This window comes from Deltaproteobacteria bacterium (genome assembly GCA_016183235.1).
GTDB lineage: Bacteria > UBA10199 > UBA10199 > DSSB01 > JACPFA01 > JACPFA01.
The window spans coordinates 21,541-42,084 of sequence record JACPFA010000021.1; the positions used below are offsets into that span (position 1 = coordinate 21,541).

The 20,544-nt window shown below is 42.7% G+C and carries 19 protein-coding genes and 1 tRNA gene; 13 read left to right on the forward strand and 7 right to left on the reverse strand.

Annotated features, from left to right (window positions below):
- Positions 1–356 precede the first annotated feature (356 nt).
- Positions 357–2,072, forward strand: coding sequence for a biosynthetic-type acetolactate synthase large subunit (ilvB, locus tag HYU97_04570; protein MBI2336017.1), 1,716 nt, complete (start codon positions 357–359; stop codon positions 2,070–2,072).
- An 81-nt stretch (positions 2,073–2,153) separates the two neighbouring features.
- The gene (gene ilvN / locus HYU97_04575; GenBank protein ID MBI2336018.1) at positions 2,154–2,654 is read left to right on the forward strand and encodes an acetolactate synthase small subunit; all 501 of its coding nucleotides are present in this window, start codon (positions 2,154–2,156) and stop codon (positions 2,652–2,654) included.
- Between the two features lie 6 nt (positions 2,655–2,660).
- On the opposite strand, the gene HYU97_04580 is transcribed toward ilvN, so the two are convergent.
- Positions 2,661–6,758 (reverse strand): thioredoxin family protein, encoded by a 4,098-nt coding sequence (locus HYU97_04580; GenBank protein ID MBI2336019.1) that lies wholly within the window; start codon positions 6,756–6,758, stop codon positions 2,661–2,663.
- A 152-nt stretch (positions 6,759–6,910) separates the two neighbouring features.
- Here HYU97_04580 and fumC point away from each other — a divergent pair, with 152 nt between their 5' ends.
- On the forward strand, positions 6,911–8,299 hold the full coding sequence (gene fumC, locus HYU97_04585; protein ID MBI2336020.1) for a class II fumarate hydratase: 1,389 nt from the start codon (positions 6,911–6,913) through the stop codon (positions 8,297–8,299).
- A 52-nt stretch (positions 8,300–8,351) separates the two neighbouring features.
- Here the strand turns inward: fumC and HYU97_04590 are convergent, their stop codons facing one another.
- Both HYU97_04590 and HYU97_04595 read right to left on the reverse strand, forming a co-directional pair.
- Positions 8,352–8,948: a scramblase gene (locus tag HYU97_04590; GenBank protein ID MBI2336021.1), complete on the reverse strand. Its 597-nt coding sequence runs from the start codon at positions 8,946–8,948 to the stop codon at positions 8,352–8,354.
- Between the two features lie 46 nt (positions 8,949–8,994).
- Positions 8,995–9,288, reverse strand: coding sequence for a hypothetical protein (locus tag HYU97_04595; protein ID MBI2336022.1), 294 nt, complete (start codon positions 9,286–9,288; stop codon positions 8,995–8,997).
- Between the two features lie 195 nt (positions 9,289–9,483).
- Here HYU97_04595 and HYU97_04600 point away from each other — a divergent pair, with 195 nt between their 5' ends.
- Positions 9,484–11,049, forward strand: a complete 1,566-nt coding sequence (locus HYU97_04600) for a hypothetical protein (protein MBI2336023.1) — start codon at positions 9,484–9,486, stop codon at positions 11,047–11,049.
- Between the two features lie 52 nt (positions 11,050–11,101).
- On the opposite strand, the gene HYU97_04605 is transcribed toward HYU97_04600, so the two are convergent.
- On the reverse strand, positions 11,102–11,497 hold the full coding sequence (locus tag HYU97_04605) for a type II toxin-antitoxin system VapC family toxin (GenBank protein MBI2336024.1): 396 nt from the start codon (positions 11,495–11,497) through the stop codon (positions 11,102–11,104).
- Positions 11,494–11,721: a hypothetical protein gene (locus HYU97_04610; protein MBI2336025.1), complete on the reverse strand. Its 228-nt coding sequence runs from the start codon at positions 11,719–11,721 to the stop codon at positions 11,494–11,496. The genes HYU97_04605 and HYU97_04610 overlap by 4 nt, the downstream gene beginning before the upstream one ends.
- A gap of 410 nt (positions 11,722–12,131) precedes the next feature.
- On the opposite strand from HYU97_04610, the gene HYU97_04615 reads away from it, so the two are divergent.
- Positions 12,132–12,203 (forward strand) — tRNA-Val (locus HYU97_04615).
- 10 nt (positions 12,204–12,213) lie between these two features.
- Here the strand turns inward: HYU97_04615 and HYU97_04620 are convergent.
- Positions 12,214–12,585: a type II toxin-antitoxin system VapC family toxin gene (locus HYU97_04620; protein MBI2336026.1), complete on the reverse strand. Its 372-nt coding sequence runs from the start codon at positions 12,583–12,585 to the stop codon at positions 12,214–12,216.
- Positions 12,582–12,797 carry an AbrB/MazE/SpoVT family DNA-binding domain-containing protein gene (locus tag HYU97_04625; GenBank protein MBI2336027.1) on the reverse strand — a complete coding sequence of 72 codons (216 nt, stop codon included), beginning with the start codon at positions 12,795–12,797 and terminating at the stop codon, positions 12,582–12,584. Before HYU97_04625 ends, HYU97_04620 begins: the two co-directional genes overlap by 4 nt.
- 118 nt (positions 12,798–12,915) lie before the next feature.
- On the opposite strand from HYU97_04625, the gene HYU97_04630 reads away from it, so the two are divergent.
- The 8 genes from HYU97_04630 to HYU97_04665 all read left to right on the forward strand — a co-directional run bounded on the left by HYU97_04630 (position 12,916) and on the right by HYU97_04665 (position 20,533).
- The gene (locus HYU97_04630; GenBank protein MBI2336028.1) at positions 12,916–13,749 is read left to right on the forward strand and encodes a universal stress protein; all 834 of its coding nucleotides are present in this window, start codon (positions 12,916–12,918) and stop codon (positions 13,747–13,749) included.
- A gap of 200 nt (positions 13,750–13,949) precedes the next feature.
- Positions 13,950–15,194 carry a cation:proton antiporter gene (locus HYU97_04635; GenBank protein ID MBI2336029.1) on the forward strand — a complete coding sequence of 415 codons (1,245 nt, stop codon included), beginning with the start codon at positions 13,950–13,952 and terminating at the stop codon, positions 15,192–15,194.
- A 33-nt stretch (positions 15,195–15,227) separates the two neighbouring features.
- Entirely contained in the window at positions 15,228–15,509 is a 282-nt protein-coding gene (locus HYU97_04640) for a hypothetical protein (protein ID MBI2336030.1), read from the forward strand.
- A gap of 140 nt (positions 15,510–15,649) precedes the next feature.
- A complete protein-coding gene (locus HYU97_04645; GenBank protein ID MBI2336031.1) occupies positions 15,650–16,813 on the forward strand; it encodes a hypothetical protein in 1,164 nt (387 codons plus the stop codon).
- 12 nt (positions 16,814–16,825) lie between these two features.
- Complete coding sequence (locus HYU97_04650) at positions 16,826–17,719, forward strand: zinc ABC transporter substrate-binding protein (GenBank protein ID MBI2336032.1); 894 nt, start codon at positions 16,826–16,828, stop codon at positions 17,717–17,719.
- Positions 17,716–18,396, forward strand: a complete 681-nt coding sequence (locus HYU97_04655; protein MBI2336033.1) for an ATP-binding cassette domain-containing protein — start codon at positions 17,716–17,718, stop codon at positions 18,394–18,396. The genes HYU97_04650 and HYU97_04655 overlap by 4 nt, the downstream gene beginning before the upstream one ends.
- A complete protein-coding gene (locus tag HYU97_04660; GenBank protein ID MBI2336034.1) occupies positions 18,389–19,300 on the forward strand; it encodes a metal ABC transporter permease in 912 nt (303 codons plus the stop codon). Before HYU97_04655 ends, HYU97_04660 begins: the two co-directional genes overlap by 8 nt.
- 36 nt (positions 19,301–19,336) lie before the next feature.
- Positions 19,337–20,533 (forward strand): sodium:calcium antiporter, encoded by a 1,197-nt coding sequence (locus HYU97_04665; protein MBI2336035.1) that lies wholly within the window; start codon positions 19,337–19,339, stop codon positions 20,531–20,533.
- The last annotated feature ends 11 nt before the right edge of the window (positions 20,534–20,544 follow it).

Below are 20,544 nucleotides of genomic sequence, written 5' to 3' on the forward strand. Positions count from 1 at the left end.
CCGGCAGGGACCCATGATAGCTAGGCAATCTTCCTTTTCATCAGTGCTTGTTGAAAAATGCACTTTCTGTCATCCCTGCGAAGGCAGGGATCCAGTGATTTAAGGCAGTTCTGGATTCCCGCCTTCGCGGGAATGACATTTTTCAACACGCCCATCATTCTTTTAAACTTAAACCCAACTAAATGTCAAGACGGGGTATAATCGTTAAAAACAATCCTAAATATTGTACAAAAATAGAAAACAATGCATTTTTTCATAAAAATAACACAAAAATAAATAAATGATATTGATTTTTTACGAAAAAAGCTGTCTTTTAGCTAAATATTATTTTACGATAGTTGAAAAAGGCGACTAAAATGGCTGAAAAGAAACGAACTGGGGCACAAGCTTTATTAGATGTCATGCATTATCATGGGGTAGAGTATGTATTTGGCCACCCTGGCGGTGCAGCCATCCCAATTTTTGATGCTTTAGTGGGATCACCTATCAAATTTATCCTCACTCGTCATGAACAAGGGGCTACTCACATGGCAGATGGCATGGCACGGGCTAGTGGCAAGGCCGGTGTGGCCTTGGTAACCAGCGGCCCTGGTGCTACCAATACCATAACGGGCATTATGACGGCCCATATGGATTCTAGCCCCATGGTGGTGGTAACCGGTCAAACCATCACTTCAATGTTGGGTATGGACGCTTTTCAAGAGGCCGATGTGTCGGGGATTACCTATCCGGTGGTTAAACATTCTTACCTCGTCAAAAACGTGCACGATATTCCCCGGGTGGTTAAAGAGGCCTTTTATTTGGCCGAGTCGGGGCGCCCCGGGCCAGTGCTCATTGATTTACCCAAAGATATTTCGTCGGCAGAGTTTGTCCCTGATTACAATGCAGAAATGGATTTGCCCGGTTACAAGGTGCCAGGTGCGGGTGACCCGGAAGCCATTGCCAAGGCAGCTGAACTTTTAAGCAAGGCAAAACGGCCTTTGTTGCTCGTTGGTCATGGCGCGGTGATTTCGGGTGCAAATAAGGCCATCAAGTTTTTGGTGGAAAAAATGCGCATTCCGGTGACCAATACTTTATTGGGCAAAGGGGCATTTCCCGAAAGTCATGAATTAAACCTCGGCATGTTAGGCATGCACGGTACGGCTTACGCTAACAAAGCCGTGGTGGCCTGCGATCTCATCATGTCGATTGGTTCACGTTGGGATGATCGCATTGTGGGGCGGCTCAAAGATTTTTGTCCTGATGCCGTGAAGATTCACGTGGATATTGATGATGCCGAGATGGGTAAAATGGTGAAGGCCCATTGTTCGATTGTGGGTGATGCCCGGTTGGTGGTCGAAGAACTTAACACCCAACTCAAACCCGCTGACACTTCCGATTGGTTAAAACAAGTTGCCAAATGGAAAAAACAATATCCCCTTCATTATAAAATGAAGGGTGGGCTTAAAATGCAATACGTCTTTGATGAAATTTATAAACTCACCGAAGGCAAGGCGGTGGTGGTTACCGATGTGGGTCAACACCAAATGTGGGCAGCGCAATTTTTTAAAGTGGATCAACGTTTCCATTGGATCAGTTCAGGGGGAGCCGGCACCATGGGTTTTGGTTTTCCAGCCAGCTTAGGGGCTCAGCTTGCTCGGCCCGATAGCATGGTTATTGCTATTGTGGGGGATGGTGGTTTTCAAATGACGCTTTGTGAACTGGCGACGGCTGCCATCAATAAAATTCCGGTGAAAGTTTTTGTAATGAACAACCGTTATTTAGGCATGGTGCGGCAGTGGCAAAATCTTTTTTACGAAGATCGCCTCTCGGGGGTTGATTTAGAAGGCAATCCTGATTTTGTAAAATTAGCCGAATCTTATGGCATCAAAGGTTGGAAGATTAAACGCAATGCCGATGTGCGTCGGATTGTCAAAGAGGCGTTAGCTTATCAAGGTGGGCCTTGTTTGGTCGAAGTGGTGTGTGAAAAAGAAGATAACGTTTTTCCCATGATTCCAGCAGGGGCCGCTGTGTCGGAGATGATCATTGAACCGACGAAACGTAAATTAGCTAAGCCAACAGGGAGTACGTAATTGTCATTGCGAGCTGTGTCATCCTCGCGAATGCGGGGACCCATGATAACAGGCGTGGCAATCTCGATTGGAGTAAAATTTATGAACAATAGCCCCGAATCCCACGCAATCAGTTTGTTAGTTAGCAACAAACCAGGCGCGCTGATCCGTATTGCTCTTGTGTTTGCCAGGCGTGGTTATAATATCGATAGTTTAGTGGTGTCGCCAGCGACCGATGAAAAATTTGCGCGCATGACCATCGTGGCCAACGGCGATAAAGAAACCTTAGAACAAATCATCAAACAATTAAATAAATTAGTGGATGTAATTCACGCCCGCGATCACACCGGTGAAGTGATGGTCGATAAAGAATTGGCCTTAATTAAAGTTCAATGCCCCATTGAAAAACGCACCGAGGTTTTACAAATCGTCGAATATTTCAAAGCCGAAACGGTTGATCTTACCGAAGACACCATGATGCTTCAAGTCACGGGCGATTCCGAAAGAATCAATTCGATCCTCGTGATGCTCAATAAATATGGTGTTGTCGACACCGTCCGGAGTGGTAAGCTCATCATGTCTCGGGGGCATGCTACTACTTAATTTAGACTATTTTGCATCATAGGGTGGCCCAATAAGCTGCCAGGCGGCTGCCAATGCAGCCTCGTTGTGCCTTATTATATTAAGCCCTTCAAATGCCTGTAATAAGTGGCTGGCCATGATCTTATCAGGCAGAGTGGCGATCTCTATCTCTAAAGGGATTTCGTCATCAAGCAGCCGATAGTTTTCTAAATCAAGTTGTGAAAAAATTTCTAAATGTTCAGCCAAAAAATCCCAATCGCCAATCTTCATGAGATAAATCAATTGGCTGGCTGTGTTTTCATGTTCAGGTTGGGTGATAAGCTTATTTCGTACTGCTTCGACATATCTTGGGTCGGGCATTTCAAATGCCTCAAAATATCGAGGTACGGCCATGCGAATATCAGGGAAGGCCGATTCTTTAAAACTCCAGACTAAATCGTGATATTTACTATTTTGAGCCTCTTTTAAGATCCAAATACAAGTGTCGAGCGTATTGGGCCGGCGACTATTTTTTAGAACGTCAGCGACAATATCAAAATCTTGTTCTTGGGTGATAAGGGTCGTTCGTTCGGGGTGTTTTTGGTTGAATTCGTGAATGATGAGATTATGGAGAGTAACGACGATGTGTTCGACAAGATTAGAATCCCGATCTTGAGTCGCCTTAAGCAGCTTGAGTAGGTCAGGGATGAGTTGAGTACGTTTGCGTTCTGCTATCTCAGAAACGTAAGCCATTTTGAACTCTGCTTCCAGTTGTGGATCATGGAGCATTTTTTTAGTTAACTCATCAAAACCTGCTTCTCCTGCTAGGTTGGTTTCCCAAATGATCGTCTGATGACGAATGGAATGGGTTGATGAGTTTTGGGCTTTGTTCAAAAGCTTATTCATGGCTTCTGCTAAGAAGGCTTGTCCGTAGAGGCTGTTAAAGGTTGCATCAACATAAAGGGAATTAATCGTTTGCATGATTTTAGCAATGGACTCTGGATTTTTGGCATAAGTAATCATAGTCAAAAGTTGTTTTTTGACGTTGTCCTGATTGCCCTCTCGAGCAACCTTTGGATTGCGTATGACATTTTCAAGATGAACTTGGGTATAAGTTGGATTGTCATAAGGCAAGTAAGCGCCATTATCGATGAAATAGCTACCATTGGTTGCATTGTGAAGGGCCGTAAAGGCAATGTTGACAACTTCTTGGGAAGGATCTTGCAGGGCAAGAAAGAGTTGTCCGCTGATGATAACCCATTCCTGATCAGTCAAAAATTTATTTTGATTGTTCGGCCATCGGCCTTGACTCAAGCAGAATAGCGTATAAGTTGCAAGAATTCTTATTTCATAATCCTTGTCTTGTGTGAGGGTTTTAGCATGATCCATCACTTGTTTTCTTTGGGACTCACTCATCTCATTAAAAGGTAAGGCATTCAAAAGCCGGACCGCAGCCGTTCGATACATCCGGCTGTACTTGGGGTCGGAATAGGTTAACGAGCTATGAATTAAAAGATCTGAGGAACTCTTTTTGGCACCAAGCTCAGTTCTAGCAATTCCCTTGAGAATAGAGTCAACCTGAGAGGGATGGGTTGCCATGAGTTGTTTCCAAGATTCTTGGAAATGAGAACCTACTCGGGGTAGCAATTCTGTAATCAGGGAGATCATTTCATCACTTAAGGAAGGTTTGTTGAATAAGGTGTCGAAGGTTCCTTGCAGAGTATTTAAGGCAATCCCTCTGTTGACACTCAAAAATTTAAGTGAAGTAATGGGAGCAGAATCATCGAATTTTTGAGCAGGGTCATGGATTGAAGCCAGGATTTTTTGAGCTACTGCCAAAAAATCAGGGTTTTGAGTTAACGTTGGTAGGGCTTTCGCGCCGCCTTTGAGAAAATAATAAGCGGTTTCTAAAAAGATGGGCCACACTTCCTTGGCTGCTTGGGGGTCGATCCTCTTTTGCCAGCTTAAAAATCGTGCTGCATATTGATGGGCATAAACTCCACGGAAGATTCGACTTTCTTTCGCAATCTTTTGTAACCCTTGAAGTAGTACGATTTGGAGTTTGGGGCTTAAGGTGTTTGATTCGTACCAAGCAAATAATTGATCGATCACGAAATTATTGTAGCCGTAACCCATGGGTGTTGGTTCTTTTTCAATATTTTTTGATTCCACCACTTGTAAATGATTTTCTACCAATCCTTCGATAATAGCGGTCTTGACTATTTCGTTGGTTGTCGCATCAAAAAGTGTTTTAAGAGTTTCAAGCGTGATTTTGGTGCCAGTGGCGTGAAGAGCAATGCCTTCAATCATGGCGATTCGAACGGCATTAGATTCAGATTGCCAAGCTTGAACCATGGCATAATCCGCCCGATGCCAGTCGTCGATAAAAGGTGGATTGCGACGATCAAGTTCTTCTTTGGGGATTACACCGATCCTTCCAGCGAGTTTCCAAAAAATCTTTTTTTCTTCTTCCGAAGAAAAATATTTCTTTTGTTTAAAGAGCTCGCGATTATTGAGATAAATATCCCACTTTTGTGCAGGGAGACCGGTTAAGTAATGAGCGCCCTTTAAAACTTGGGAGGCGTTATCTCCGTGGGTAAGATGATAGCAAGCAATGATTGTCTCAGGGCTGGACCGATCTAATTGGTCTAAAAAGACATCTTGTGGAACTCCTGAAATGGTTGCAAAGAAGTTAGCAATGCGCAGCTTTTCTTGTTGTTCATCAATCTGAATGTTGAGATGTTTAGCCAAGTCTTGTTTTAAGTCGCTAGGAGACTTGTAACCAACTTCAACCCCCGTGATTTTTCCACCCTCCATATAGATCATGGTTGGGAAAGCGATGCGTTCAGGAAGGATGCTTGGGCCATTTCGTGACCTACCGTCATATTCCCTTAATTTTGTGATAAGGGCAAGGCCTGCCTCGGTGCTACCATCGTGAATACGATAGAGGTTCAAATCTTCAGGGAGCGACGTTCTGCGGTTGTCAAATTCCTTTTCCATGCGTTTACAAACTTCACACCAAGGTGCCGTAATATCGAGGATGACTTTGCCTGCATGAGGTGAAAATAAATCTCCTAAGTTTTTCTGAGTGAGGGCAGGGATCGTTTGTCGATACGAAACAATGACGGGTGGTTGACTGAGTTTATATAAAGCCTGATTGTATTGATTCAACGATAAAGTAATGGCCTCTAACAAATCTGTTTTTTGATTACCGTTAAAATCAATCCCTTGTTCGATGGCTAAAATAACAAAGGGGGTCCATTCCCCACAAATCACAGTTTCTTTTTCTGTATTAGGTGCAACCGCAATAATGGAAAACTCAGGTAACTTTTCCACTAAATAATCAGGGAAAACCCCACTATAGCACTGATCAGAAATTGAAACGATGGAATCAATACTATGCTCAGGTGTACTAACGACTTGTTTGATTTGTTCGGCGAATTGTTGCGTGTCTAAAGTCTGATGATTCTCCAAGACGAGCGAAATCCGTTCTCCATCTTTGCTGCCATGGCCTGTGGTGTATAACAGTAAAAGTTTTTGTTTGCCGGGCGCTTGAGCAATTTGAGCGAGCAGATTTTGGATGCCCTCGATCGTTCCAGGTGCTGAATGGATACCTTGGATAGAAGGTGGGTGTGAGGTAGCCAGGTACATGTTTTCGGGCTGAACTTTTAAATAAGCAAATAAACGAGCCATATTGTGTAGATTCCCAATATGACGATCCTCTTCATCACCATTAATAAAAAGCAGATAAACTTCGTCATGCGGGGGTAAATTCAGCGTTACTTTCGAAACTGAACTTTCAGAACCAGTCACATTTTTCCAAAGTCTAATTCTGTTTTCCAATGCGGTGCTAGGGTTGAGTTGAATTTGTTGAGGGCAAATAGCTTCAGGACTACCGTCTGGAATTTTGGCAAAATTTTCGTTTGTCAAATTATCAATGGAGTTACTAATAAGAGGCGAAGCAAAGATGCAATTAAAGCCTTCTATTTCTTCCAGAGTAAAATTATTTGAGCCCTGACTAAGTTGCGAGGCTTGCTGCTTTTCTTCTTCCGATAATTTTCCATCTAAATTTTGGTCAATGGAATTAGCATATTGCGTAAGCCATGCCAGAGAATACTGGATGCGAATGCCAGAATAATCGTTCAAATTTCCCCCCATGGCCCCTAAAAATAGGGCCAATTTAAGGCTTTAATCGGTTATTTTATAGATTAGGTGCTATTATTTTTTAACCGGACGATAATCATCCTAATTTCGATTGCAGGGGTTCCTAAATTATACTAACCAAATGAGGAGGCTTTATGCAGTATCGAATTGAAAAAGACACGATGGGTGAAGTGCAGGTGCCAGCGACGGCCTATTATGGGGCGCAGACGGCTCGGTCGATTATGAATTTTAAGATTGGGGGCGATCGGTTTCCTAGGCCGTTGATACGTGCATTGGGTATTTTAAAAAAAGCGGCGGCCCAAACTAATTTGGAACTGAAAAAATTACCTGCTGATAAGGCTAAACTCATCTTACAAGCAGCTGATGAAGTGATCGAGGGCAAACTCGATGAACATTTTCCCTTGGTGGTGTGGCAAACCGGCAGTGGTACGCAAACCAACATGAATGCCAATGAAGTGATTGCGAATCGTGCCATTGAGTTGGGTGGGGGCAAGTTGGGTGATAAGGCGATGGTTCATCCCAATGATCATGTGAACATGTCGCAAAGTAGCAATGATACCTTTCCCACGGCTATGCATATTGCGGCAGTGGAGCAGATTCATCATCGTTTGATCCCTGCGCTAACCCAACTCAAAGAGGCCCTGGCAAAAAAGAGCGAAAATTTTGCAAAAATTATTAAGATTGGTCGCACCCACTTAATGGACGCGGTTCCGCTAACGTTGGGCCAAGAATTTTCGGGCTATGTTCAACAACTTGAAAATGGCTTACAACGAATCAACGCGGCCTTGCCACGTTTATGTGAATTAGCCCTGGGAGGCACTGCGGTAGGGACGGGGCTTAACACCCATCCTCAATTTGCAGAAAACGGTGCCAAAAAAATTGCTGAGCTGACGGGTCTGCCCTTTAAATCCGCCCCCAACAAATTTGAAGCGTTAGCAAGTCACGATGCCATGGTAGAAGCCAGTGGGGTGCTTAAGGTGCTAGCGGTTTCTCTCCACAAGATTGCTAACGACATTCGCTTTTTGGGTAGTGGCCCGCGCTGTGGGCTGGGAGAATTATCATTGCCCGAAAATGAGCCCGGTAGTTCAATTATGCCCGGCAAAGTCAACCCCACACAGTCAGAGGCCATGACCATGGTGTGTGCACAGGTGATTGGCAATGATGCCGCGGTCACTTTTTCTGGGGCGAGTGGCCATTTTGAATTGAATGTTTATAAACCCGTTATTATTTTTAATATTTTAAATTCGATTCGTTTGTTGGCCGATGCTTGCGATAGCTTTCGCCAAAACTGTGTGGTGGGAATTGAGGCCAACGTTGAACGTATCCAACGCTATGTGCAAGAATCACTCATGCTCGTTACCGCACTTAATAGTAAAATCGGTTACGACAATGCCGCTAAAATTGCCAAAAATGCCCATGCCAAAAATATCACGCTTAAAGCATCGGGGATTGAATTGAAATTGTTAACGGCAGAGCAATACGATGAATGGGTGAGGCCGGAAAATATGCTTGGCCCTAAATGACGTACTGGCGTCATCCCGGCCCGTGAGCCGGGATCCATGAATAGGGACGACATTATTTCTTATTTTCGAAGTGGATAAAATCGATCAGGAAAACTGCTCCCAATAAAACAGCCTTTTCATTTGCTTCACAGCGGTCAGGGAATTGAATCCCAAATTTGTCAGAATCGGTGAAGGCTTCTTTTAATAGTCCGCCCCATCTTTTAGTGATTTTACCGCAAATCTGATCGGATTTTTTCACTTCAAAGGTCCAGGGTTTCAAAAGCGGCCCATGGATTTCGTAGAGCGTTGCACCTTGAGTGTTGCGTACTTCATAAAGCCGACGAAACAATACAAATCTTTTATAAATGCTCCCTAATAAACGATCCTGCGGATTATAAATGAATACTTCGTGATGAATCCAACGGAAGGGGCGCTTCAATTTTAATAAAACTTGACCCTGCAAATCTAAGATATGAATTTCAAAAGGTCGGCTACCTTTTAGGAATAGCCGTAACAAGGTAGAGCCTTTGACTTCTGCGGCAGCACCAAGTGATTCCCCTTGTTCGTTGGTAATTAAATAACGATTGCGCTGTTCAAAGCCAGTTAAGATCTCTCCCCATTCCTTTTTCTGTTGGATTAAAAGGGAAGGTACTCGATTTAAAAATTCCATATTTTAAGATTTTAAAGACTTCGGAAGCTTTCGTCCACTTTTAATTTTAGGCGTTTTCTCCTTCTGAATCAGAAGGATTATCGGTATCCGTTTCGTCTTGAGGCTCACCAGCATCGATCATAGCCTTTTGCGCGGGAGTTCCGTCGTTGCAGGTATTGAAGGAAGGGCCTTCTACTTCGACAAAAGGCCAAACTTCAACTTCGGCCGTAGTGGCCTGATCAGAGGTTTCGCCGGCTTGACATTCTTCCTTGTAGCTTGGGCCTTTTACGCTCACTAAACTTCCGCAGGCCGTAATGGAAAAAGTTGTAAAAATAATTCCTAAAATAAATAGCTTGCTCATATATAACTCCTATCCCTAAACAGGTTTTATTCGTCACTTAGTTCTCGATAGAAGAGACAGCTTAAGTTTTCTCGGTGGGTAGAAAAAAAAGATTTTTTAGAGGAGAGGGCCTGTTTATCGATACTTAGGGGGCAACTTTAGTCTCATTCTAAACCGAAAATAACTTTGTCTTGTTGCAAAGTCAGGGGGAATTTCGTGGCAATTAGTAAAAATAAAATCATTTCAACTGGTTACTACAATCCTCAAACCGCCAAATACAATAAAAAAATCGAAACTAATGAAGTTAATGAAGCCTCTATTGATGAGCTACCCTGGAGCGATTTAGAAAATAGTGATGAAGATATCTACCTTGGAGATGAAAGTGAATTAGGGTTGGAAGAACTTGAAGAGGGGGTTGCTCAGTCAACTCCCACTTCAAAACAAGATTTTTTAGAACATATCCAAACGGTTAAAGATTTGCTTGCCCAATATCATAAAAATTTACCCGCTTCATGGGTTAAACAACTAACCGTGCGTTTGAAAGAGTTGACTTCTCTTGCTAAAAAACTTTCAAATTCTGAACCCGTCGATGAAACAGTTACTTTGGAATTAGATCAATTAGAAATTAATATTTTGGAGGCGGGGAGCAAAAATCTTAAAGAAGTTTATACGCAAGCCGAACAAGCCCTGGATGAATTACAGTTTAAGCTCGAAGCCGATAGTATGATAGAAGATACGGCTAAAGAAGAATTTCTCGTGCTGTTAAAGGAACAAAGCGAGCTTTTGAAAAAAGACCCCCTTTATGCATTATCATTGCTGAGTGAAGAGGGTGAGTATCGGTCGATCGAAAAAGATTATGCTTTAGCCCGAGAAGAACGCTATTCAGAGGATACAAAACCTAGCAGTGTTAATGGTAGCAAGGCTACTTATCAGGTGCAAGAAGGCGAAGTTACCCTAACCTTAAATTTTGAAGATGCCATTGATGGTCACGAAATTATAGGGGCTGATAAAGTTGTTTTGCGCCCCCAAAACTCAGAAGATATTTTTTCTTATGAATATAACCCAGATAATCATGTGTATACAGTTGCCGTAAAAGGTAAAAATCAGCGCAGTGAAACGATCACGATTCAAGGTACCAAAGAAACGGAAGTCGTTTTCGAGGTAAAGGATGAAAAAAAGGTCAAACTACCTGAGGGCGAAACGGGCAAGGTGCAAATAGCGGGCAATACGAGTTACTTGGATTCCCTACATCCTTCATTTGCCCAATTGGCTGAAAAGACGGGCATGTCTTCGGATAATTTGTTGAATAAATTGTATGAATATTTTCCAAAGTTAGACATTGATCAGGATGGGAAAATCTTAACCCATGAGGCCAACACCGCTATTAAGAAGGGGGAATTTCCGCCCAAAGAACCGGATAATAATTTGCTGCAGTTTTTAGTCAGCATAGATTATTCGTTGCAAGAGATGTTGATGGATAATTATGATTGGATCGAAGTTGATGGGAGTGGCCATAGAACAGGTGGAAACGGGGATCAAATTGATAGGGTGTATTCAGCTATCCGTGACCGTGCGGTTGAATTACTAACCATTCTCTATGAAGGTTCAGAAACTATCGTTAAGTCTAGTGAAAGAACAGGGTACGGAGATTCAGATGATATTTTGATTAATGGGAAGGCTACCGATATTATCCATCAAGAAGCTGCTGATCAAGAAGGCTATAGATTGAGTAAGAAAGATTTTGAAAATATGGCCCGCAAAATTCTACAGATTAATTCTTAGATAAAGATTTTTATAAATATAAAGATCTTGCTTATCCACTTCGGCCACACTTTTACCAATTTTCCATTCGTAAGCCGGGGATGCGTAAAAATTCATCCCGATTTCGAGTAATTAAAACAAAGTCATGAGATTGTGTAATACTGGCAATTAGCAAGTCGTTGGCACCAATAGGGGTTCCAGCTTTCACTAAAACTGCACGGATAATACCATAAAATTCTGCAGCTCTGTCATCAAAGGGAAGGGATTCAAATTGGGAAAAGAACTGAGACAAAATTTTTAAATTAGCTTCTATAAGCTCGCTTTTTCTGGCCCCAAAAATAAGTTCTGCTTTAACCACACTACAAATAAAAATATCTTCGGGAGAATGAAATTTTATTTTTTCAATGAGTTTTCGATCTTCTCCTTTTAAAAGCGCAATGCAAATATTCGTGTCTAAAAGAAAGCTCACCAAGCATCCCTTTCTTCTGCAATTTCCCTTTCAATTTTTGGGAAGGGCCCAACCCAGCCCCCAACCACTTTGGTGAAGAAATCCTTGTCCCATTTTTTCTTCTGGCCAATTTTATTTTTTAAAACTTCTGTAAGAAATCTAGATAGACTTTGCCTTTCTCGTTTGGCGAGTCGCCTAATTTCTTTTTCCAGTTCATTAGGTACGTAGACATTCAGTTGAGACATAAGCAACCCCTCCTCTTTAAAGGAGCATACTCTATATACTTGCATAATACAAGTATTTTTTTAGTAATGCTTCAGTCTCGCAGGGAGAGTGCTTGGGTTATTTTGTCAGCCGCGCTCCAGCGGCGAGCCTCATGGGGCTAGCCGGCACGGACTTCCTGTCATTGCGAGCCCAACGGGCGTGGCAATCTCACCGGTTAAACAGAAGAGATTGCTTCGGCTGGCTGGCCTCGCAATGACAGAGGAGACCCTGCCGCGTAAGCTAATGGCTTCCTCAACAATTTGAGCACTCTCCACCCGTAACTGAAGCATTACATAAGCAAGTCCTTGCAAAATAGGGTAGGGCACGCTAACAGCAACAAATTGAGAATGGCACTAGAAAATAGAGGAAAAATTTCCAAAGGAAATTTTTAGGGCGCTTGGCTCAGTGGAAGAGCACTGCCTTCACACGGCAGGGGTCGTAGGTTCGAATCCTACAGCGCCCACAATATTATTTTACCCAATGAGAATCACGTCTTTCAATCCTCTGAAATCATTATCAGCGGTTACTAGTTTGGCTTGATGGGCTAGGGTGGTGCCGTACACAATGGCATCGGCCATGGGGAGTTTGTGTTTGATAGATAAATCTGCGCAAAGCAAAGCCAAGTCATCATTGAATGGGATAGTGGTTCCCTTTTGCATTTGGCTAATGGCCAAAAGAGCCTCAGATTCGCTCGAGTTTTGTTTTATTTTTTTGTAGACTTCAAATAATACTAAAGAGGGTGTGAGTAGAGGGTCCTTGCCTAAAATGTAATGAGAAAATTTATCTTTCTTGGGAAGTCCAAAAAAGAATTCGATCCAACCTGATGAATCAATCACATAGTTCATAAACGATCGGTTTTCTCCCTTAAGGGGGAAGTGTCGAGGGATTTCCCTTGAAAAAAGCCTTTCATCTTCTTGAGAGGTATTTCGGGGATTAAATAAATAACCCCACCCTTTTCGATGACACTAAATTTCTGCTTAGGGAGCAATTTGAGGCGGTTCCTTACCTCTTTAGGGATTACCACTTGAAATTTTGGGGACAATGAAACGTATGTCATATTTTTTATTTAACCAACATTATATTAATCGATGAAAATATCGTATAACAAAATAAGAAAAAGGTAAAGGACTTTTTTGGTTTGATCAATAGCTTAGCTTTGGTTTAAGCTTAAACCCATGCCATTCCAAAATATTCTTGTTGCGGTTACTTTTTCTCCGAGACTGGCGGCTTTGGTTTGTGAAGCCGTGCGTGTTCAAAAAGTATGGAATAGCAAGCTTTTGTTTCTGCATGTGGGAGAAAAAACCTCCGAGAAAGAAAAAATCTTAGAAAATCTATTAACTCAATATCAAGCAACGGGTGCAACGATCCTTTGGGAAAAGGGTTCTATTGTCAAAAAAATATTGGCGGTTTGTCAAAATCAAAAAATTGATTTGTTGTTAGCTGGGGCTTTGGCCAAGGAGACCATGCTTAAATATTATATTGGTTCAACGGCTCGGGAATTGGTCCGTAAAGCTGCATGCCCCGTGCTTATTCTCATTTCTCCAAGTTTGATACCCAAACCTTTTCAAAAAATTGCCATTCATGTGGATGAAAATCGAGATTTTCAACGTTCGCTTGAAATGGGTTTTAGCATTGCTCGGTTGGAAAAGGCGCAAATGGTTTACATCACCAAAGAAGTAGAAATTGGTTATTTTAAAATGTTGATGTCACAGAATTTGAGTGAAGAAGAAATAGCGCGCTTAAAGTCTAAAATAACTAATAAAGAATTAGAGTTTATCCAAAACTTGCTCAAAAACTTTGACACCCATGACATCATCGTGAAGCCAGAATTGCTTTATGGCAAAGCGGGTTTTGAACTCAAAAATTTTGCTCAAGAGCATAGTCTCGATTTGATTGTCTTAAATGCCCCCGATATTTCTTATGGGATTTTAGGCAGGCTCTTTCAACACGATGTTGAAAATTTGCTCGAAGAACTACCCTGTAATTTATTAATTATAAAAGAAAATTAAAGGGCATCTCTAAAAACTATGTTCGTTACGAAAAATCACAATCTGAGCCGAGACAAGGAAGATGAGCAAAAAGCCCGGAGACGTAGCCACAGCGCTACGTTGAGGACTTTTTGTGAAATCTGACGCAGTTGCAGGCCAGAGTGTGATTTTGCAGTAGAAGATAGTTTTTAGAGGTGCCCTGAAGGGAATAAAAATATCTTATGCTCAAGTTAACTCATCTTGAACTTGATACCCTCATGGTGCAAATGGGCTTGCTGCTATTGGCCGCCCGCCTCTTGGGCGAGGTTGCCCGTCGTTTCAAACAACCCGTGGTGGTGGGGGAAATCTTGGCCGGGGTATTGTTAGGGCCTACAATTTTGGGGGCCATCAGCCCTGAATTTTTTTATAAAATTTTCCCCCTATCGGGTAGCACAGCATTAACCCTCAACGCCATTGCCTCGCTTTCTGCTGTGATGCTGCTTTTTATTGCGGGGATCGAAGTCGAACTTGAGATGGTGTGGCAAGAAGGCCGCAAGGCTTTGTTTACCAGCTTTGGCGGGGTGATTGTTCCTTTTGTTGTGGGTTTTGGGATTGCATGGTTTCTGCCTAATCTTTTTGAATATTATGAAAGCTACGATCGTTTTCTCATGCCCTTGTTTTTGGGAACGGCCTTGTCGATCAGTGCATTACCCGTGATTGCTAAAACTTTGATGGATTTGGATATTTTTAAAACCCGATTGGGTAATTTAATTATTGCCAGTGCCATGGCCGATGATCTGTTTGGCTGGATGATGTTTTCACTGATTATTGCTCGCATGGGTGCTGGCCCTGGGATCAATTTGCTCATGACACTTTTTTTAACGCTACTTTTTACCTTCGGCATGCTTACGCTGGGCAGAATCTTGTTAGACAGGTCTTTAACGTTGGTCAAAAAACATTTTGTTTGGCCCGGTGGTGTGGTTGCCTTTGCCTTGTCATTGTGTTTTCTGGGGGCGGCTTTTACCGAATTTATTGGGATTCACGCCATTTTTGGCGCCTTTATTGTAGGGGTGGCTTTAGGTGATTCAAGGCATCTTTCCATGCAAGCCAGAGAAATTATTTATCAGTTTGTCAACAATGTGTTCGCCCCACTTTTTTTTGCTACCATTGGATTAAAGGTCAATTTTGTTGAAAATTTTAATTTGCTACTAACACTCATTGTGGTTTTTGCCTCCTATTTTGGGAAATTGGTGGGTTGTGGGTTAATTTCTTATTGGTCGGGGTTTCAATGGCGAGAGGCCATGGCCATTGGCTTTGGCATGAATGCCCGTGGCGCCATGGTTATCATCTTGGGATTATTAGCTTTGGAACATGAACTGATTCAAACCAATCTTTTTGTCTCTTTGGTCATCATGGCCTTGGTTACCAGCATCACCAGTGGCCCTTTGATGAAGTATTTTTTAAAACCCACTCCGGCCACACGTTGACAAAAGGGTTTTTCTTAAGTAGGGCAGCGAACAATGGGAAAAGCGCGTCAAAAATTAATTCTTTTTTTATTAGGGTTTTTCCTATCGCAGGGGATGGTGCAAGTGCTTCATGCCCATGCCTTGGGGGCTGGTAAATTAGCGGGGACTTGTGACACTTGCATCCTTTTACAACCAACGAGTTTTGCCGAGGCTCATGATCCTTCTCTTAATATAGGTTCGTATCAAACCGATTTTTTATTTATTTATTCTAACCCCCTTCCATTGGGTTTTTTTTGTGATCTACAGTTTTCAAGAGCCCCTCCCATTTTAAAATAATGTCATAGATGGATCCTCAGGTCTTAGCCCGGGATGACGTCATATATATAGATCCTAGGTTTTAGTCCGGCATGATGGCGCTATGTCATCCCGGGCTAAGACCTGAGGATCCATGATGACCAATGTTATGGATGTTTACGATGAAGTTTATTTTATCAATACTTTTTTTATTTCTTTTCACGATCACTGGTTATGCTGAAGAAAGTCAGCCAACCACTGCAGAGGAAGAGATTCAGCAAATTAATCAGCAATTAAATCAATCCCCAGGCAGCTCTTCTGTTCCTGCTAAAAAATATTTTGGACCTTTTAGTTATCCTGCCACGAATCAGGGTTTGGCCAAAATTATTCCCGATATTAGTGTTATCGGGAGTTTGGCGACCGCTTACTTTAAAGAGGAGCCCGCCGGCGAAACGGGCCATGAGCCTGCCCGTACGGGTTTTACCCTACAAGAAATTGAGATAGCCCTTCAATCGGTCATAGATCCCTATTTTCGAGCAGACGTTTTTTTATCCGTCAGCGAAGAGGGATTTGAGTTAGAAGAGGGTTATGCAACTACTTTGAGCTTGCCCAAGGGTCTTCAAATTAAGGCAGGAAAATTTTTGTTACCTTTTGGGCGACAAAATTCGAAACATCTTGAACAATGGGATTTTGTGAATGCCCCCTTGGTATCAAAATATTTGTGGGGGCCGGAGGGCTTAAACGAGTTGGGGGCTGAAATAGCCTATACCTTTCCGACCCCCTTCTTTCTTCAACTGCAGGGGACCTTTAGTAACGGAGTCAATGAAGAAAGTTTTGATGGGAAACAAAAAAAAGACTTTTTATATCAGGGGCGTTTATCGACTAGTTTTGATTTCAATGAGAAATGGACTTTACTTTTAGGGGCCTCGGGTGCCTGGGGCTTTAATGACGAGCTGCCAGGAGCCTTTACCCAAATCTATGGAGGAGACTTGTTAATTCGATACAGACCTTCTTCATACCGAGCTCTGACCTTGCAAGCGGAATATCTTTTTCGTGATAAGGAATTGGCAAGTGGCAAGGCTCAAGATGGCGGTGGTTACCTATTTGCAAACTATCAGTTTGCAAAACGTTGGCACGCAGGGCTGCGCTACGATCAAGTGGGTTGGCCAGCAGGGCTCATCACGCGTGAGTTTCGTGTGAGCCCCGATATTACGTTTAATCCAACCGAGTTTTCTCGTTTGCGTTTACAATATGATTTTAGCAAGGTGCCAGGTCACGAGGCTAATCATGCAGCTATTTTGCAATTGCAATATACGATGGGGCCTCATGGGGCCCATCCCTTTTAATAGAAGCTTGTTATGAAAAAATTATTTTTAACCATTTTAATATTTATGAGTTTCATCTTACAGGCTCAAGGCAAAGTTAAAATTGTAGCAACATTGCCGGTGTTTGGATCTATTGCCCAAGAAATCGGAGGCGAACGAGTAGAGGTGACGAGTTTGGCATCGGCAGATCAAGATCCTCATTTTATCGATGCCAAGCCATCTTATGCTGTTTTATTGAATCAAGCGGATTTGTTGATCGAAGGTAATATGGGTTTGGAGACAGGCTGGTTACCACCTTTGTTGTTGCAAGCTAGAAATCCTAAAATCATGAAAGGCGGCAAGGGTTACGTGGATGCTTCGCAGGGAGTCGAGAGTTTAGAAATTCCACAAGGGGGGGTGAATTTATTCCAAGGTGATATTCACCCGCGAGGCAATCCACACCAATGGTTCGATCCGCGTGCGGTCAAGATTTTAGCGGTCAATATTAACCAGCATTTGGTTGCCATCGATGCTGAAGGCAAACCTTACTACGATGCTCAATTGAAAAACTTTATTGATCAATTGAATCAACATTTAAGTCAGTGGGCTCAATTGACCCAAGGATGGCGGGGTAAAAAGATCATTACCTATCATCGGAGTTTAAGCTACTTGGCGCATTGGTTAGGCCTTGAGGTCCGAGATACTTTGGAACCTAAGCCAGGCATACCGCCTAGTACTAGGCGAATTGAAGAGTTGGTAAAAACTTTACAAAACGATAAAATTTCTTTGCTATTGAGCGAAGAATTTTATCCTCGTAGTTTAGCGGACTATCTGGCGCAGAATATGAAAGTTCCTTTGTTGGTGATTAAGGCGCAACCCCATGCTAAGCAAAAATATGTCGATTGGATGGATTCGTTGCTTAACCAAATGCAGAAGAAAATTTTGTGAATGAACTGATTTTAACTTTAGAAAGTTTGATTGTAGGTTACTATCAAACCCCTTTGAGCCAAGCCATTTCTGCTTCGGTGCGTACGGGTGCGAGGGTAGGGGTGATGGGCCCCAACGGTGCGGGTAAGAGCACTTTTATAAAGACGCTCTTAGGTATTTTGAGGCCTGTGAGAGGGAATTTTCATTGGTTGCGGTCCGTGCGGCTTGGTTATGTGCCTCAAGAAAGAAATTTTGATCCGCTCTTTCCATTAACGGTTCAAGATTATCTGCAGATGGGTTCTTTAAAAAGGGTCGAGGCACTTGGTGAAAAAGAGGTGGAGGCCATCCTACAGCAGTTTGACTTGCTGGCCTTACGTTATCAATTGGTTCGTTCCCTTTCGGGTGGGCAAAGACAGCGCGCATTGATTGCTAGGGCACTGGTGAGCCAGCCCTCGGTGCTATTGCTCGATGAGGCTTGGAATTCACTCGATGCTAACTTCAAAAGTTACTTAGAAGAAAATCTATTTCAATCTACCCAAGATCGGGGGCTTACTTATTTTTTAGTGGAACATGATTTGTCGAGGCTCAAACGTTTAAGGGTAGAGCAGATTTTTTTATTTTCTCAAGACGGGGTGTGGATAGGTAATTTAGAAGAATTATTGGCCAATCCCAAGCTTGTGGAGTTATCGGGTGATTAAAAGAGTTTTTTATTATTTATTGTTCACCATTGTCTTGTTAGCAGCGTTTTCTTATTTCCGTATTGCCGATGCCAAAACCTTCTTAAGTAATTTTTTTCTGTTTCGTGACCCCTTAATTGGGGGGATGGTAGCAGGGCTAGTTGTGGCCTATTTGGGCGTTTATATGCTGTTCAATCGCATTGTGTTTATGAGCCTTGCGGTGACACAAGGCGCGGGTTTGGGCATTTTTCTGGCTCTTCTGGTAGGGGCATGGTTGGGGCTTGAACATATGAATGCCTGGATAAGTTTGGGTTCTGGGATTGGGCTTGCGTTGTTGATTAGTTTAAGTTTTGGATTTTATCGGCGACAACGGCATTTGTCAGATGAGTCCATGATAGGCATTCTTTATGTCTTGGCTTCTAGCCTTATTGTGCTGGTGGGGGATCGAATTTCCGAAGGCCGTCATGAAATTGATAATTTGCTTTTTGGTAATGCCGTTGCGGTAACAACCCATTATTTGTGGGTGCTGGTTATAGGTGCAGGATTATTGCTGTTGGTACATTTGTTGTTTTATCGGCAATTTTTGTATTGTTCGGCAGATCCTGAATTTATGCAAACCCAAGGCGTTAAAGTGGGGCTGTGGAGAGCCTTGTTATACTTGACTTTGACGGTGGGCATTACCTTAGCTGTAAAATTATTGGGGAGTCTTACGATTGTTGCCTTGATTGTGATTCCACCGTTTATTGGGTTACGTCGAGGTAAAAATGCTGCCAGCGCTTTTGTGATAGCAAGTCTCTTAGGCCTGGTTTGCCCAGCCGTTGGTTTTTATTTATCTTACCTATTTTCATTGCCAGCAGGTGCTTCAGTGGTGAGTGTTTGCGGATTATATCTTTTATTAAGCCTTCTGGAAGATAAATTCCGTTGACAATCGTGGTTGGGCTGGAAATAGGTGGTTCACCTTATGTCGCAGAAAAAACTGGTTATTTATTTAGGATTGATTTTATCAATTTGTGCTCAGTGGATCATTTTAAAATTTTCTGGGATTACGCTTCACACCCCATGGAATGCGGTGGCCCCAGGGGTGGCCATCTTTGGAGCGGCCTTTTTATTATCTTGGGCGGCGGAGCTTGCACAATTTGAAATCCCCGAGGCTTTAGCGATTTCGTTTTTGGCGTTTATTGCGGTGTTACCCGAATATGCTGTCGATGCCTATTTTGCTTGGGAAGCCGCAAAAGATCCTCAATACATTCATTATGCCACTGCCAACATGACGGGCGCTAATCGGCTGCTCATCGGTATGGGCTGGGCAACGGTGATTTTTGCCTATTATTTTCGCTCTAAAAAAACCAAGGTGGTTTTGCCGAAAACCAGCCGCATTGATTTGATGGCCCTTACTTTGGCCACGCTTTACTGTTTTATCATTCCTATTAAGGGCACCTTAACTTATTGGGATTCGATTGTTTTATTGAGTATCTTTGCCCTCTATATTTTTAAGCAAAGCCAAACTCACCATGCTGAACCTGAGGTAGAGGGGCCGGTGGCTGTGCTGGCTAAGTTGCCGCGGGGTAGGCGAATTTTTGTGACGGTATTGTTATTTTTTATTTCGGGCTTTACCATTTTTATTGCCGCAGAACCCTTTGCCGAAGGGCTTTTAGAATCCGGCCGAAGGTTTGGGGTAGAAGAATTTATTTTAGTGCAATGGTTGGCGCCGCTGGCCAGTGAATCGCCAGAATTTATCGTGGCGATTATTTTTGCATTAAACAAAAAACCCACAGCGAGTTTATCAACCTTGGTTTCTTCAAAAGTTAACCAATGGACTTTGCTGGTAGGCATGCTGCCTTTAATTTACAGTTTTTCGGCAGGGCAAATTTTGCCGATGGGTTTAGATGCTCGCCAATCCGAAGAAATTTTATTAACGGTAGCGCAATCGTTTTTTGCCATTGCCGTTATCGCCAACTTGTCGATTTCACTCTGGGAGGCTTTAATTCTCTTTGGACTGTTTGCGACCCAACTCTTCTTTACCTCAGGTGCCGTGCGCCATGTCTACGCCTATGTGTATATTGGCCTAGCGTTCTTACTGCTCCTAACCCAAAAGGAAAACCGCCGTGGTCTTTATGCAGTTATGCGTGAGACTTTCACATTGTCTGCCAAGCATTAATTTTAAAATCC